Origin of the sequence: Pseudomonas sp. G.S.17, from assembly GCF_038096165.1 — a bacterium.
GTDB lineage: Bacteria > Pseudomonadota > Gammaproteobacteria > Pseudomonadales > Pseudomonadaceae > Aquipseudomonas.
Genome location: NZ_CP151076.1, coordinates 5,867,932 through 5,882,246, shown reverse-complemented (window position 1 = coordinate 5,882,246; position 14,315 = coordinate 5,867,932). Strand labels below are relative to the sequence as shown.

The 14,315-nt window shown below is 59.3% G+C and carries 15 protein-coding genes; 1 reads left to right on the top strand and 14 read right to left on the bottom strand.

Annotated elements, in window-relative coordinates:
- Positions 1–3: 3 nt before the first annotated feature.
- The 10 genes from AABC73_RS27425 to hutC form a co-directional block, all read right to left on the bottom strand.
- The gene (locus tag AABC73_RS27425) at positions 4–834 is read right to left on the bottom strand and encodes a glycine betaine/L-proline ABC transporter ATP-binding protein (protein ID WP_065831648.1); all 831 of its coding nucleotides are present in this window, start codon (positions 832–834) and stop codon (positions 4–6) included.
- On the bottom strand, positions 831–1,682 hold the full coding sequence (locus AABC73_RS27420; protein WP_065831647.1) for a proline/glycine betaine ABC transporter permease: 852 nt from the start codon (positions 1,680–1,682) through the stop codon (positions 831–833). Before AABC73_RS27420 ends, AABC73_RS27425 begins: the two co-directional genes overlap by 4 nt.
- A gap of 156 nt (positions 1,683–1,838) precedes the next feature.
- The gene (locus tag AABC73_RS27415) at positions 1,839–2,807 is read right to left on the bottom strand and encodes an ABC transporter substrate-binding protein (RefSeq protein WP_341521695.1); all 969 of its coding nucleotides are present in this window, start codon (positions 2,805–2,807) and stop codon (positions 1,839–1,841) included.
- A gap of 127 nt (positions 2,808–2,934) precedes the next feature.
- Positions 2,935–4,620, bottom strand: coding sequence for a urocanate hydratase (gene hutU, locus AABC73_RS27410; RefSeq protein ID WP_331149132.1), 1,686 nt, complete (start codon positions 4,618–4,620; stop codon positions 2,935–2,937).
- A gap of 330 nt (positions 4,621–4,950) precedes the next feature.
- Positions 4,951–5,673: an anti-sigma factor gene (locus AABC73_RS27405; RefSeq protein WP_341521694.1), complete on the bottom strand. Its 723-nt coding sequence runs from the start codon at positions 5,671–5,673 to the stop codon at positions 4,951–4,953.
- The gene (locus AABC73_RS27400) at positions 5,670–6,233 is read right to left on the bottom strand and encodes a sigma-70 family RNA polymerase sigma factor (protein ID WP_341521693.1); all 564 of its coding nucleotides are present in this window, start codon (positions 6,231–6,233) and stop codon (positions 5,670–5,672) included. Before AABC73_RS27400 ends, AABC73_RS27405 begins: the two co-directional genes overlap by 4 nt.
- Before the next feature lie 105 nt (positions 6,234–6,338).
- Positions 6,339–6,872 carry a DUF3455 domain-containing protein gene (locus tag AABC73_RS27395; protein WP_341521692.1) on the bottom strand — a complete coding sequence of 178 codons (534 nt, stop codon included), beginning with the start codon at positions 6,870–6,872 and terminating at the stop codon, positions 6,339–6,341.
- 97 nt (positions 6,873–6,969) lie between these two features.
- Positions 6,970–8,151, bottom strand: coding sequence for a Na+/H+ antiporter NhaA (gene nhaA, locus AABC73_RS27390; protein ID WP_341521691.1), 1,182 nt, complete (start codon positions 8,149–8,151; stop codon positions 6,970–6,972).
- A 352-nt stretch (positions 8,152–8,503) separates the two neighbouring features.
- Positions 8,504–9,097, bottom strand: a complete 594-nt coding sequence (locus AABC73_RS27385; protein WP_341521690.1) for a HutD family protein — start codon at positions 9,095–9,097, stop codon at positions 8,504–8,506.
- Positions 9,094–9,870, bottom strand: a complete 777-nt coding sequence (hutC, locus tag AABC73_RS27380; RefSeq protein WP_170826275.1) for a histidine utilization repressor — start codon at positions 9,868–9,870, stop codon at positions 9,094–9,096. Before hutC ends, AABC73_RS27385 begins: the two co-directional genes overlap by 4 nt.
- Positions 9,871–10,020: 150 nt before the next feature.
- Between hutC and AABC73_RS27375 the strand changes: the two genes are divergently transcribed.
- Positions 10,021–11,382 carry a formimidoylglutamate deiminase gene (locus AABC73_RS27375; RefSeq protein ID WP_341521689.1) on the top strand — a complete coding sequence of 454 codons (1,362 nt, stop codon included), beginning with the start codon at positions 10,021–10,023 and terminating at the stop codon, positions 11,380–11,382.
- An 82-nt stretch (positions 11,383–11,464) separates the two neighbouring features.
- Here AABC73_RS27375 and AABC73_RS27370 read toward each other — a convergent pair whose 3' ends face one another.
- The 4 genes from AABC73_RS27370 to AABC73_RS27355 all read right to left on the bottom strand — a co-directional run bounded on the left by AABC73_RS27370 (position 11,465) and on the right by AABC73_RS27355 (position 14,176).
- The gene (locus AABC73_RS27370) at positions 11,465–12,034 is read right to left on the bottom strand and encodes a lipocalin family protein (RefSeq protein ID WP_341521688.1); all 570 of its coding nucleotides are present in this window, start codon (positions 12,032–12,034) and stop codon (positions 11,465–11,467) included.
- A 3-nt stretch (positions 12,035–12,037) separates the two neighbouring features.
- On the bottom strand, positions 12,038–12,292 hold the full coding sequence (locus AABC73_RS27365; protein WP_341521687.1) for a hypothetical protein: 255 nt from the start codon (positions 12,290–12,292) through the stop codon (positions 12,038–12,040).
- A 267-nt stretch (positions 12,293–12,559) separates the two neighbouring features.
- Positions 12,560–13,162, bottom strand: a complete 603-nt coding sequence (locus AABC73_RS27360) for a DUF924 family protein (protein ID WP_341521686.1) — start codon at positions 13,160–13,162, stop codon at positions 12,560–12,562.
- 3 nt (positions 13,163–13,165) lie between these two features.
- Complete coding sequence (locus AABC73_RS27355; RefSeq protein WP_341521685.1) at positions 13,166–14,176, bottom strand: class 1 fructose-bisphosphatase; 1,011 nt, start codon at positions 14,174–14,176, stop codon at positions 13,166–13,168.
- Positions 14,177–14,315 lie beyond the last annotated feature (139 nt).

The following is a 14,315-nucleotide window of genomic DNA, read 5'->3' as shown; positions in this document are numbered from 1 at the left end:
TCCTTACAAAGTCACCGCACGGCGCTGCACGAAACGATCAACGTAATCATCAGCAGGGGAGTGGAGGATTTCTTTAGGGGTGCCGACCTGAATCAGGCGGCCATCCTTGAGGATCGCGATCCGGTTGCCGATGCGCACGGCTTCGTCCAGATCGTGGGTGATGAACACGATGGTTTTCTTCAGGGCGCTTTGCAGTTCCAGCAACTGGTCCTGCATCTCGGCGCGGATCAACGGATCAAGGGCGCTGAAGGCTTCGTCCATCAGAATGATGTCGGTGTCCGCCGCCAGGGCTCGGGCCAGACCCACCCGCTGGCGCATGCCGCCGGAGAGCTGATGCGGGTATTTGTTCTCGTAGCCTTTGAGGCCCACGGTGCTGATCCAGTGCAGCGCGCGCTCGACGCAATGCTCTTTGCTTTCGCCGCGCACTTTCAGGCCGTAGGCGACGTTGTCCTGCACGGTCTTGTGCGGCAGCAGGCCGAAACTCTGGAACACCATGCTGATCTTGTGCCGACGGAATTGGCGCAGGGCTTCCATGTCGTAGGTCAGAATGTTCTCGCCATCGACGAGGATTTCGCCGCTGGTGGGATCGATCAGCCGATTGAAGTGGCGCACCAAGGTCGATTTGCCAGAGCCGGAAAGGCCCATGATCACGAAGATCTCGCCGCTGCCAATGGACAGTGACAGGTCATTTACGCCGACCACGCAGCCCGTCTGCGCCAGCACCTGATCCTTGCTCTGATTCTGGCGGACCATGTTCAGCGCGTCCTGGGCTCGGCTGCCGAAAATCTTGTAGACGTTCTTGACCACGATTTTATTCGGTTCAACGCTCATCATTTGTTCGCCTCATGCCGTGGGCGGCCATAGGCCTGAGTGATGCGGTCGATCACCACCGCGAGAATCACGATGGCCAGACCGGCTTCCAGCCCGCGCCCGACGTTGAGTGTCTGAATCCCTACCAGTACGTCTTCGCCCAGTCCGCGAGCGCCGATCATTGAAGCGATAACCACCATCGACAGCGCCATCATTGTCGTCTGGTTGATCCCGGCCATGATGCTCGGCAGGGCCAGCGGCAGTTGCACGCCAAACAATTGCTGCCAGCGATTGGCACCGAACGCGTTGATCGCTTCCATCACTTCGCCATCGACCTGCCGAATACCCAGATCCGTCAGGCGAATCAGCGGCGGCGCGGCGTAGATCACGGTGGCGAAAATCGCCGGAACCTTGCCCAGGCCGAACAGCATCAGGACCGGGATCAGGTACACGAAGCTGGGCATGGTCTGCATGATGTCGAGCAGCGGCATGAGGATCGAACGCAGACGATTGCTGCGTGCCGACAGAATGCCCAGCGGAATGCCGATGACCACCGAAATCAATGTGGCAACCAGCATCAGCGCCAGGGTTTGCATGAGTTTGTCCCACAACCCGACCGCGCCTACCAGAAACAGCAGGCCGACGATCACGGCAGTGGTGGTCAATTTGCGCGTCGCGTGCCAGGCAATGCCGCCGACGATGGCGAGCAACACCCACCATGGCGCGATGCGCAGCAAACCTTCGAGGCGCACGATGGCCCACAGCAGCGTGTCGGAAATGTGCCGGAACACGTCGCCATAATTGGTGACCAGCGTGTCGACCCAGTCATTGACCCAGTTGGCGATGGAGAACGTGAAGCTTTCGGGGAACATAAAGGTGGTCTCTTACTGGCGTGAAATGTGGGGAGCGAGCCCGGGTGGGAGCGACTTTGCTCGCGAAGAGGGCGTTACATCCCCAGCCTCTCTTGAGCCTTGGATATTGTCTTCGCAAGCAAGCTTGCTCCCACCGGTGCTGCGTTTGTCATTTCATTACAACGAAGCATCAACCTTCTTGGCCGCGTCTTCGCTGACCCAGTTGTGCCAGATTTCAGGATGTTCCTTGAGGAAGATCTTCGCCAGTTTCGGCGACTCGATGCGATCCTTGGTCATGCGTGCCAGGTTCTGGTTGAGCAGGTCGATAGGAATGTTGACCTTTTCCATCACCGCCACCAGTTCCGGTGCCTGCTCGTGGAAGGCTTTGGACAGGCCGACCTTGATGTCGATGGTCTTGTTCACGCCGGCTTTCTCTTCAAGACGAACCATGTCCACCTGACCCATCAACGGCGTTGGGGACCAGTAGTACGTCAGGATCGGCTCGCCACGTTTGTAGCTGGACAGAATCGCCGCATCCAGCGCCGGGCCGGTGCCTGGGCGGAAGTTGGTGTACTTGCTTTCCAGGCCGTAGCTCTTGAGCATTTCGGAGTTTTCCAGCTCGCAGGTCCAGCCGGCCGGGCAGTTGTAGAAGCGGCCTTTGTCTGGTTCTTCGGCATCTTTGAACAAAGTCGAATACTGGGCCAGATCGCTGATCGACTTGAGGTTTGGCGCCTTCGCTTCCAGCTTGCGCTTGGTATCGCCTTCAATCACATAGCGCGGCACGTACCAGCCTTCAATCGCGCCTTTGACCGGCGAACCGACACCGACGACTTTCCCGGCTTTCTCGGCCTTGTTCCAGACTTCGCTGCGGCCTACCCATTCCTCGGCGAACACCTGAATGTCATTGGTGCTCAAGGCGTTTTCCATGGTGATGGAATTACCCGGCAGGCTGTCGACTTCACAGCCGTAACCCTTGTTCAGGACAATCTGCAGCACGTCGGTCAACAGCATCGCGCTTTCCCAGTTCAGACCGGCAAACTTTACCGGCTTGCCAGACTCGCACCAGCCAGCTGCCTGGCTTGCACCGGCGGCGGTGAGCATTCCCAGGCAAAGCGTCGTGGAAAGCAGGGCCTTGTTCATTTTCATTATTGAAGCTCCGAGTCAGGAAATGGATTGGCGGTTTCCGATCAAAAACAGGCATCCGGCCTGACGCTTGGACACTTGATGGTCCTGAGCGTTGTGTCCCTGCTGGTCCTACGGGCATCCGTTTGTATCAGCTGCCAATCATCGGCAGGTTCAAGCCCTTTTCGTTGGCGCAATCAATCGCGATCTGATAACCCGCATCGGCGTGACGCATCACACCCGTCGCCGGGTCGTTATGCAGGACGCGGGCGATGCGTTCGGCGGCTTCGTCGCTGCCGTCGCAAACGATGACCATGCCCGAATGCTGGGAGAAACCCATGCCGACGCCGCCGCCGTGGTGCAGCGAAACCCAGGTCGCGCCGCTGGCGGTATTGAGCAGGGCGTTGAGCAGCGGCCAATCGGACACTGCATCTGAGCCATCCTGCATGGATTCGGTTTCACGGTTCGGGCTGGCGACCGAGCCGGAGTCCAGATGGTCGCGGCCGATCACCACCGGCGCCGACAACTCGCCGCTGCGTACCATTTCGTTGAAAGCCAGACCGAGCATGGCGCGCTGGCCCAGGCCAACCCAGCAAATCCGCGCCGGCAGACCCTGAAATGCAATGCGCTCGCGGGCCATGTTCAGCCAATTGTGCAAGTGGGCGTCATCCGGGATCAGCTCCTTGACCTTGGCGTCGGTCTTGTAGATGTCTTCCGGGTCGCCGGACAACGCCGCCCAACGGAACGGTCCTACGCCACGGCAGAACAACGGACGAATGTAGGCGGGAACAAAACCCGGGAAGTCGAAGGCGTTTTCCACGCCTTCTTCCTTCGCCATCTGACGAATGTTGTTGCCGTAGTCGAAGGTTGGAATACCCATTTTCTGGAACGCGAGCATGGCTTCGACGTGTACCGCCATGGATTGCTTGGCGGCTTTCACCACGGCAGCCGGTTCGGTTAGCGAGCGGGCGCGGTACTCGTCCCAGCTCCAGCCTTTGGGCAGATAACCATTGAGCGGGTCGTGGGCGCTGGTCTGGTCGGTGACCATGTCCGGGCGCACGCCACGACGAACCATTTCCGGGAGGATTTCGGCGGCGTTGCCACACAGCGCGATGGAGATCGCCTTGCCTTCAGCGGTGTATTTGGCGATGCGCGCGAGAGCGTCGTCCAGGTCCACGGCTTGCTCGTCGACGTAACGGGTCTTGAGACGGAAGTCGATGCGGCTCTGCTGGCATTCGATGTTCAGCGAGCTGGCGCCGGCCATGCCTGCGGCCAGCGGTTGCGCCCCGCCCATGCCGCCCAAGCCTGCGGTCAGCACCCATTTGCCCTTGAGGCTGCCGTTGTAATGCTGGCGACCGGCCTCGACGAAGGTTTCGTAAGTGCCTTGCACGATGCCCTGGCTGCCGATGTAGATCCAGCTGCCGGCGGTCATCTGGCCATACATCGCCAGGCCCTTGGCATCCAGTTCGTTGAAGTGTTCCCAGCTGGCCCAGTGCGGCACCAGATTGGAGTTGGCGATCAGCACACGGGGCGCGTTGCTGTGGGTCTTGAATACGCCGACGGGTTTGCCGGACTGAATCAGCAGGGTTTCGTCGTCATTCAGGTGGGTCAGGCTTTCGACGATCTTGTCGTAGCATTCCCAATTGCGCGCGGCGCGACCGATGCCGCCGTAAACCACCAATTCCTTGGGGTTCTCGGCAACTTCAGGGTCGAGGTTGTTCATCAACATGCGCAGCGGTGCTTCAGTCATCCAGCTTTTGGCAGTGAGCTGGGTGCCACGGGCAGCACGCACTTCGACGTCACGGTAACGGGTCCAGTGTTGGTTATTCTCGGTCACGAACGAACTCCTCAGCGATCAATCCAGCCCCGCCATCAGACGGCGAGTGGGCAATTGGGGTAAGTGCGGCGCAGGCATCGTTTGACTGTAGCAGGGGTCATTCGACGTACTTGGCTTTACTTGTACATACAAGCATATGCAATTGGAGGACCAATTCTTGTGGCAGCCGTTAAGCGAGCCACAAAAAACCGCGTAAACGCCCGTATGTCGGGCTTGTTAACGAGTCGTTGATTTGGCGAGGAGGTACAGGGAGAGGTCGACGGGATGTTACTGAAACGACGTTTTGCCTCGTTTCGGGGCGTTAGGTAACAAAACGGGGCACACTTTTGATCAGATGACTTTTACCGCGCGGCCAATGAATTGAATCGGGCCGGTGGGTTTGCCGATGGGTGAGCCGGTGGATTTTTCCAAGGTCAGCTCGAACAGCTGGTTGGGCTGCAGGGGCGGTAATTTGTCCAGTGGCACATGCAGTGTTTCACCCGGTTTGACCAAACCGAGGGAAACCGGGCCTTGCCAGCCATCGGCCTTGGTCCAGAACTCCAGCGCCTTGTCTGCCGGCACTTCGGTAATGCTGAGCGGTATCAACTGGATTTCCTGACTGTTACTGGCCTGAATCACCCAGCCGGGTGCCTTGTCTTGCGGGGCAACGAGCACCACCAGATAAGAAGGCGCATTCAGCGAGGGCCGCATGAGCAGCGTAATGCCCAGCACCAATGACGCGGCAAGACCGGCACCGGCAAGGCCGCGCCAAAGCGACAGGCTTTGCCACCAGCGCACGAGCTCGCGGCGAGACGTATCAACAGGCGCAACCAACTCGTTGACACTGCGCTCGATGCGCTCCCAAAGCCGTGGCGGCGGAGTTACCGGTTCGGCCAGGTTCGTCAGCGGCAGCAGGCGTTCTTCCCACGCTTCGACGGCAGCGCGCAACGCCGGCTCATCAGGCAGGCGGCGCTGCACTTCCCGGCGGCGCTCGGCGGACAAGGTGCCCAAGACGTATTCGCCGGCCAATTCTTCAATCGGTTCGTGGGGATCATTGCCCGGTTTGCTGCTCATCCGATGCACTCCCGTAACGCCGTAAGGCTGCGCTTGATCCAGGCTTTGACTGTGCCCAGCGGCGCGCCGATTTTTTTGGCGATTTCCTGATGCGAATAGCCGTCGACATAGGCGTGGAACACGCAATTGCGGCGCACCGGTTCCAGTTGTTCCAGGCAGAGCTCGATGCGTCCCGGATTGACTCGCCAATCGAAGCTGTCCACGGTTGCGTTCCAGCCTTCCAGAGTCGCCTGGGCTTCAAGGGTTTGCTCATCCCCATCACCCTGAACTTCACGGGCGTTGTCGCGGATCGTGTTCAAAGCCAGGTTTCGGGTGATGCTGAACAACCAGCCACGGGCCGAGCCTTTACTGGCGTCGAAGCTTGCCGCGCGGGTCCAGATCTTGATGAATGCGTCGTGCACGATGTCCTGCGCCAGCGCGCTGTCGCGCACCAGTCGTTGCGCCACGCCCAGCAATCGGGCGCTTTCCTGGGCATAAAGCCGCTCAAGCGCCTGCCGCTCGCCGCGCGCGCAGGCATCCAGTGCAGCTTCGTAATCAAAGAGGGATTCGTGTGAAGACAAGTCGATATGCCATCCGCAGAGCACCAGTGCCCCGGCCTGTTAGCCAGAGCGCCCGCGCAGGAGCATAGCCCAGTTCCCGCGCAGCACTCACTTGGATTGTTTGGATTACTTGGCGGCCCAGAAGATGTAGTCGGCCTGATATTTCACCACTTCTTTCGCGCCTTTATTGCTCGCTGCGCAAGCCGTTGCGGGCGCTACGCCACCTTTGATGGCGACACGCTGGATGTACGCAACGCCGTGCATGGCGCCTTTGCCTTCAGCCGGATTGGCCTTCACCAATTGATACGGAATGTTGCCGGCGCCAGCGGGCGCCACAGCCAATTGCGTGCCGGTCACTTTCGAGCCGTCTTTGGCTTCCCAGGTGGCAGGCGGGCCGAAGTAGGTGCCGACCTGCTTGCCACTGCGATCATTGAGCGCGGCTTTGGGGCCGACAAACGCCCATTCCAGTTCATCGGGCATGTTGGCTTTGGCGCGGCACTCATAAGTGATCTCGCCGACGCCAGTGGTTTCCAGGCTGATTTTGTGGCCGTCCGGCACACGAACGGTTTCCGGCAGATTGCTTTGAGCGAAGGCGGCAGGTGCCAGGCAAGTGAAGGCCAGGGCGGCACCGGACAGGCAGAGCAAGCGTTTTGCGTTCATGCAGGTTTCTCCAGATTGTTTATTCGCATGGCAGTCAAAACGACTGCTTATCTGTACTACCCGCGAGAAATCAATCTGGATGCAGTGATTTGAAAATTTATTTTTTGCCCGTGCTCACGCGACTGCGCAGCAGGATCACCCCGGCAATCGCGGCCAGTCCCGAACCCATCAGCACGCCGACTTTAACTTCGTCCACCAGATGCGCGGAACCCGCAAACGCCAGATTGCCGATGAACAGGCTCATGGTGAAACCGATGCCGCACAAAATCGCTACGCCATAGAGTTGCACCCAGTTGCTGCCTTCGGGCAACACCGCAAGCCCGGCACGTATCGCCAGTACGGCCGCGAGGAACACGCCGATCTGTTTGCCGACGAACAGGCCGAGGGCGACGCCCAGCGGCACAGGATCGATCAGGTTTTGCAGGGATATCCCGGACAGCGATACGCCCGCATTGGCAAAACCGAAAATCGGCACGATGGCGAACGCGACCCAGTAATGCATTTTCTCTTCGAGAAACAGCAGCGGCGAGCGCGCTTCTTCTTCGGGTTTGCCCAGCGGAATGCACAGCGCCAGCGCAACCCCGGCGAGGGTGGCGTGAACCCCCGATTGCAGGACGAAGAACCACAACAGTGCGCCCAGCAGCAAAAACGGCAGCAGGCGCCGCACCTGCAGGCGATTCATGGCGATCAATACGCCCAGGGTCACGAACGAAGCCAGCAGCATCGGCATGTTCAGGCCGGAACTGTAGAAGAAGGCAATGATCGTCACGGCGCCGAGATCGTCGAGAATCGCCAGCGCGGCGAGGAACACTTTCAGGGAGGTTGGCACGCGCTTGCCGAGCAAGGACAGCACGCCCAGGGCGAAGGCGATATCGGTGGCCGCCGGGATCGCCCAGCCGCTCATGGTTTTCGGGTTGCCCCAGTTGATGGCGATGTAGATCAGCGCCGGCACCAGCATGCCGCCCGCCGCCGCGAAACCGGGCAGGGCACGTTGCCCCCAGGTGGCGAGTCCGCCCGCCAGCACTTCGCGTTTGATTTCCAGGCCGACCATCAGAAAGAAGATCGCCATCAGCCCGTCGTTGATCCACAACTCGACGGAAAGGCCGAGCCAGACGCTGTGCAATATCGAAAAATAGCCCGCTGACAGGCCTGAGTTGGCGACGATCAGGGCGGCCAGCGCGGCGCCCATCAGGACAATGCCGCCAGCGGACTCGGAAGCCAGGAAGCTGGCAAGAATGGCGATGGCGCGTGGGGTTTCTTTGTTATTCATCGTCGTCATTGGCGGTCGTGGTTCCCCTGAAAAGTCAGCCAAGTTATCACAGGTGATTCATGACAAAGCGCCTGGCCAGGTGAATTATCGCGTCAGAGTCATACACACTGGTAGGAGACTTGTCCCCGAAGAGGCCGGGACAAGCGCTGAAGATTTCTTCGGAACACTCGACGCTTTTCCCGGACAAGTCCGGTCCTACGCAGACTGTGTGAAAACGTCACGAGCGATGACAAGACAAGGCAAAAACAGGCGAAAAAGCGGAGTCTAGGTGTTCTAAATGAGCATTTTTCGCCTGTTTTTAACGCAGTATTGTCGAGCGCAGTAGTTTTCACACAGTCTGTACGGAATGCGCGTTGAGAATTCAGATTTTGCTTAGTTCAATCAAACAGCAGCGACTGGCCTTGGGCGCGTAGAGCACCACTTCCTGCAACGCTCCGGTTTCGTTGTCCAATTGCAGGCAATCATGCTTTTCCAGCAATTGCGGCGGATGTTCACCCAGGTTCGCGGCCATTTGCTGGGCGATGCTGAACAGCAGCAGCGTGTGCGCCGAGGTGAACAGGCGTTGCGGTTGCAGGACATCGATCCACTTCAGGCTGGCGCGGTAGCGCTGAGGAGCGTAGATCAGATTGAAGTCGCGAATCGGTCCATCAAGCAGATTGCAGCTGACCTGACTGTCGCCACTGAAGGCAAACGGATCGCCGGGGATCAGTGGCTCGGTCAGCGCGCCGTCCACATCCAGCGTCATGCCCGCGCCTTGCAGCACGGTGATGATGCGCTGATAACCGGCAAACACCGAAAACCCGCCTGACGCTTCGATATCGGCAATCGACAGCCGCCAACCGAAAGCGTCCAGACCAATACCTGCATCGCGGGTGATTTCTTCGGTACTGCCGCCGCCGTTCTTCCAGGGCATGCGGGGGTAATCGGCGGCGCGCAGAACAGTCAGTCGGGTCATTTGCTGAAACGTCCTTCCAGGCGATGGCGGGAACCGGGATGAATCAGGCGCGCCGCCGTTACGGGCTGACGGCCGGACCAGGTGCGGCGGCGAATCAGCAGGCAAGGTTCGCCCGGCTCGATTTGCAGCAGCTTGCATTCGCCGGGCTCGGCCAGAATCGCCTCGACGACGTGCTCACCTTCGGTCAGCGGTGCGACTTGCGACAGATAGGCGTAGGGCGTTTGCAGGGTGAAATCCTGCTTGAGGTAATCCGGCGCGACCAGGGCGTTGACGAAACGGTCTTCGATTTGCACCGGCAGATCGTTTTCGAAATGCACGATCAACGAATGGAATACTCGCTGGCCTTCGCGCATGTCCAGGGCCAGGGCGCGTTCCGAGCCGGCTGCTTCTTCATTGAGCAGGATGACCTTGCAGCTGTGGCGATGACCGCGCGCGGCAATTTCGTCGGCAATGTTATGGACTTCGAACAACGCCGACTGGCTCTTGGGTTCAGCGACGAATGTTCCTACACCCTGCATCCGCACCAGCAGACCTTCGGCGGTCAACTCACGCAAGGCACGATTGATGGTCATTCGGCTGAAGCCCAATTGGGTGACCAGCTCGCTTTCCGACGGCACGCGGTGATGCGGCGCCCAGGTTCCATTCTGGATCTGCTGGGCGATCATGTGCTTGACTCGGGCGTATAGCGGCGCCGGACTGTCACCCATCTGGGCGGCCAGTGGAGAAATGGCAGGCGGAGTCGGCACTGGGCAATCCTTGTTTTCAATGGTCATGTCGATGCAGGTTTCGGGGGGCGTCGACCGTTACGAAAGTGTGCTCACGCTAACCACTAACCGGTCCGGCGGCAAGCTTGTCGGAGTTTACCCAGCAGGCAAACGTCTGTATATGTATATACAAATCACTTCTTTTCGGGATGCAGAGCCATGTCCGCCTTCTTTGCCGAGCGTGCATTATTACCCCGTGGTTGGGCCAACAACGTGCGTCTTGAAGTCAGCGATGGCTTTATCACGCAGGTTACGGCTGATGCCGATGCGAATGACGCCGAGCTGCTCAACGGGCCTTTGCTGGCGGGGATGCCGAATTTGCATTCCCACGCCTTTCAGCGGGCGATGGCCGGTCTGGCCGAGGTGGCGGGCAACCCAAATGACAGCTTCTGGACCTGGCGCGACCTCATGTACCGTCTGGTTGGGCAGATCAGCCCGCAGCAACTGGGCGTCATCGCCCGTCAGCTGTACATCGAGATGCTCAAGGGCGGTTACACCTCGGTGGCTGAATTCCATTATGTGCATCAGGACACCCACGGCAAACCTTACGCCGACCCCGCCGAACTCGCGTTGCAGATCAGTCAGGCCGCCAGTTCCGCCGGTATTGGCCTGACGCTGCTGCCGGTGCTGTACAGCCATTCCGGTTTTGGCGGGCAAGCACCGAACGAAGGTCAGCGGCGGTTTATCCACAGCACAGACAGCTATCTGGATTTGCAGGCGCGCTTGCAACCGCTGCTGGCAAAACAGCCCGCGCAAGCCTTGGGGCTGTGCTTTCACTCGTTGCGCGCCGTCACGCCGCAGCAGATCAGCGATGTGTTGGGCGCCAGCGACCGGCAATGCCCGGTGCATATCCACATCGCCGAGCAACAGAAAGAAGTCGATGACTGCTTGGCGTGGAGCGGGCGGCGGCCGTTGCAATGGCTGTATGAGAACGCGCCGGTGGACGAGCGCTGGTGTCTGGTTCACGCCACTCACGCGCAGCCGGATGAGGTTGCGCTGATGGCCAAAAGTGCCGCGGTGGCGGGTTTGTGCCTGACCACGGAAGCGAACCTGGGCGATGGGATTTTCCCGGCTGTTGATTACATCGCCCAAGGCGGACGCTGGGGAATTGGCTCGGACAGCCACGTTTCGCTCAGTGTCGTCGAAGAGCTGCGCTGGCTGGAGTACGGGCAACGCTTGCGTGATCAGCGCCGTAACCGGTTGTATCGCAGCGATCAACCGATGGTTGGCCGCACGTTATACGACGCAGCATTGGTCGGTGGGGCGCAGGCGTTGGGTCAGCCAATCGGCCAATTGCAGGTCGGGCAACGTGCCGACTGGCTGGTGCTGGACGGCAATGATCCGTATATCGCCACGGCGTCGGGCGACGGGATTCTCAACCGTTGGTTGTTCGCGGGTGGTGATCGGCAGATTCGCGACGTGATGGTCAACGGCCAATGGGTCGTGCGCGAAGGGCGTCATGCCGGGGAAGAGCAGAGCAATCGGGAATTTGCCCAGGTGTTGCGGGAGATGTTGGGCTAACCAATGTAGGAGCCAACTTGTTGGCGAGGCGGTGTGTCATACGCCGCTTCGCGAGCAAGTTCGCTCCCACACAAGTTCGCTCTTATTTACCGATCTTCGAATCTTCAACCCGCCAGATCAGCTTGGTCGTGTCATAACCCTGCTGCTGGGCTTTGCTCAGCAGTTCGGCCTTGGTGGCCTCCGACACGGTGGGCGTGCGTGACAGCAGCCACAGGTATTTGCGATCCGGATTGCCCACCACGGCGGTCTTGTAACCGTCGCCGATGTACAGCACCCAGTAATCGCCCTTGGCTACGCCCGGCAGCAGTCGCGAAAACCAGTTGTCAAACACCACCCACAACTTGTCGGTCTTGCCTGGAACCTGCAGCGATGCCGTTCCCGTCGCTTCTTCCCACTTGCCTTCAGCAGTCTGGCAACGGTTGGTCACGCCCACGTTGCCGTCGTCCTTGAGCGAATAATGGGCTTCGGACTGGGCACAATTGCGCTGGAAGAACATCGACAGCCGCGCCAGCTCATACCAGGTGCCCTGATATTTCTTCAGATCGACGTTATCGACGGTCTTTGGCTCCAGCGAGTCAGCCGAATGAGCAAAACCAATAGCCAGAAAGCTCGCCATGAGCACCAGGCTAAACCGCATCAATACTTTGATCATGATTTACTTCAGACCCTGACCCGAAAACAGCACCACTTTGTCGGCAGCATATTGCACGCTGATAAAGCTGGTCTTGTCGCCCCAGGTGCAGCTGGACATACCCAGCGCGCCGGAACATTCAGTCGGGCTGCCTAACAGACTCTCAACCTGGCCCTTGCCCATGCCGGCAGAAATCTTCGAATAATTTTCCTGAGTGATCTTGCTGCAAGCGGCCAGCAAAACGCAGAACGACAACAACGCGAGAGAGCGCAGAGACATGGATGAAGCTCCTGAACGGAAGGGGGCAACGTCGCAGCATCGGCCCAATGGACAAACATGCTGGCGTAATGCCGATAGCTTAGAAGAGAAAAACCGGATCTGGTTCCCTTGGTTGATGAATCGATCGGGCTTTGAACCCCCGCGATACCGTAGGACCGGATTTATCCGGGAGGGGGGCAGTGTGCCAGTGGAGATTTCTGCATTTATCACGACCTCTCGCGAATAAATTCGCTCCTGCAGATGATCGTCATCACAACGGTTCTTTCGTTAAAACCTCGACCCACGTCCCTTCAAGAACTCGATTTCCTCATCCGTCGAAGGGCGGCCGAGGATTTCGTTGCGGTGGGGGAAGCGGCCGAAGCGGGCGATGACTTGCTGGTGGCGCTCGGCATAGTCGAGGCTTTCGTTGAAGTAGTCGCGGTCGGTGGCGGGCAGGAGCGGGAGCAGTTCGGCGAAACGGGTGACGGCCTGATTCTGCGCGTCGATGTTTTCGCTGTGTTCCAGGACCAGATAGATGAAGGTGCGCTGCAGCGGGTCGAGCAACTGGTCGCGGCCGAGTTTCAAACCATGTTCGACCAGGGCCTGGGCACGGGCATCACCGGCGAAGGCTTTCGGGGTGTCGCGATGGATCATGCGCGGCAGTTGATCGAGCAACAGCACCAGCGCCAGCCAGCCGTCCGGGTTTGCCACCCATTCGTTCAGACCGCCCGCCAATGCCTTGTCGACCAGGTCACCGAAGCGAGCAAGGGCTTCGTCGTCCTGGGCTTTTTTCTTGCCGAACCACAGCTTGCCCTTGGCCTGCACCACTTCAGTGGCGGTTTCGGCACTGCCGAACCACCACTCCAGCAAGGGCAGCCAAGGGGCAATCATGATTTATTCCTTGTGGTAGGCCGTCACGCGCGCCACTTCTTCCTTGGAGCCCAGGAACACCGCTACGCGCTGGTGCAGGCCTTCAGGCTGAATGTCGAGGATACGTTGAAGGCCGTTGGTGGACGCGCCGCCCGCTTGCTCGACCAAAAACGACATCGGGTTGGCTTCGTACATCAGGCGCAGTTTGCCCGGCTTGGACGGCTCGCGGCTGTCGCGCGGGTACATGAACACGCCGCCGCGGGTCAGGATGCGATGCACATCGCCAACCATCGCGGCAACCCAGCGCATGTTGTAGTTCTTGCTCAGCGGGCCATCTTCGCCTTCCAGCAGTTCGTTCACGTAGCGCTGGACCGGGGCTTCCCAGTAACGCTGGTTGGACATGTTGATGGCGAATTCCTGAGTGGATTCCGGGATCTTGATGTCTTCGTGGGTCAGCACGAAGCTGCCCATTTCGCGGTCCAGCGTGAAGCCTTTCACGCCATCACCCAGGGTCAGCACCAGCATGGTCTGCGGGCCGTAGATCGCGTAACCGGCGGCTACCTGCTGGGTGCCTGGCTGCAGGAAAGCCTTTTCATTCAGAGGTTCGTTCTGGGTCAGGTACTCGTTCGGGCAACGCAATACCGAGAAGATCGTTCCGACTGGCGCATTGATGTCGATGTTCGACGAACCGTCCAGTGGGTCGAAAACCAGCAGGTACGCGCCCTTCGGGTATTTGCCCGGGATCTGGTAGGCATTGTCCATTTCTTCGGACGCCATGCCGGCCAGGTGACCGCCCCATTCGTTGGCTTCGAGCAGGATTTCGTTGGAGATCACGTCGAGTTTTTTCTGAACTTCGCCTTGTACGTTTTCAGTACCCATGCTGCCGAGCACGCCGCCCAGCGCGCCTTTGGAGACGGCGTGGCTGATTTCCTTGCACGCACGCGCCACTACTTCGATCAGGAAACGCAGATCGGCAGGAGTGTTGTTGCTGCGGGTCTGCTCAATCAAATAGCGACTCAGGGTAACGCGGGACATGGAGAGCTCCGAATATGGGGGATGAAAAACCCGCGCAGTTTAACGCGAGTGGGGACGTAATACTGCCCATAAGACTGGGTTAACACCCATTGAGTTCACGTGTTTGCTGAGCGTAGCTCGAAAACGCAAATATGTGAGT

What these genes read in the sequence shown, in the direction of transcription:
- AABC73_RS27425 (WP_065831648.1), bottom strand. Translation starts at nt 834, where the DNA reads ATGATGAGCGTTGAACCGAATAAAATCGTGGTCAAGAACGTCTACAAG.
- AABC73_RS27420 (WP_065831647.1), bottom strand. Translation starts at nt 1,682, where the DNA reads ATGTTCCCCGAAAGCTTCACGTTCTCCATCGCCAACTGGGTCAATGAC.
- AABC73_RS27415 (WP_341521695.1), bottom strand. Translation starts at nt 2,807, where the DNA reads ATGAAAATGAACAAGGCCCTGCTTTCCACGACGCTTTGCCTGGGAATG.
- AABC73_RS27405 (WP_341521694.1), bottom strand. Translation starts at nt 5,673, where the DNA reads ATGAGCAGCAAACCGGGCAATGATCCCCACGAACCGATTGAAGAATTG.
- AABC73_RS27395 (WP_341521692.1), bottom strand. Translation starts at nt 6,872, where the DNA reads ATGAACGCAAAACGCTTGCTCTGCCTGTCCGGTGCCGCCCTGGCCTTC.
- nhaA (WP_341521691.1), bottom strand. Translation starts at nt 8,151, where the DNA reads ATGACGACGATGAATAACAAAGAAACCCCACGCGCCATCGCCATTCTT.
- AABC73_RS27385 (WP_341521690.1), bottom strand. Translation starts at nt 9,097, where the DNA reads ATGACCCGACTGACTGTTCTGCGCGCCGCCGATTACCCCCGCATGCCC.
- hutC (WP_170826275.1), bottom strand. Translation starts at nt 9,870, where the DNA reads ATGACCATTGAAAACAAGGATTGCCCAGTGCCGACTCCGCCTGCCATT.
- AABC73_RS27375 (WP_341521689.1), top strand. Translation starts at nt 10,021, where the DNA reads ATGTCCGCCTTCTTTGCCGAGCGTGCATTATTACCCCGTGGTTGGGCC.
- AABC73_RS27370 (WP_341521688.1), bottom strand. Translation starts at nt 12,034, where the DNA reads ATGATCAAAGTATTGATGCGGTTTAGCCTGGTGCTCATGGCGAGCTTT.
- AABC73_RS27365 (WP_341521687.1), bottom strand. Translation starts at nt 12,292, where the DNA reads ATGTCTCTGCGCTCTCTCGCGTTGTTGTCGTTCTGCGTTTTGCTGGCC.
- AABC73_RS27360 (WP_341521686.1), bottom strand. Translation starts at nt 13,162, where the DNA reads ATGATTGCCCCTTGGCTGCCCTTGCTGGAGTGGTGGTTCGGCAGTGCC.
- AABC73_RS27355 (WP_341521685.1), bottom strand. Translation starts at nt 14,176, where the DNA reads ATGTCCCGCGTTACCCTGAGTCGCTATTTGATTGAGCAGACCCGCAGC.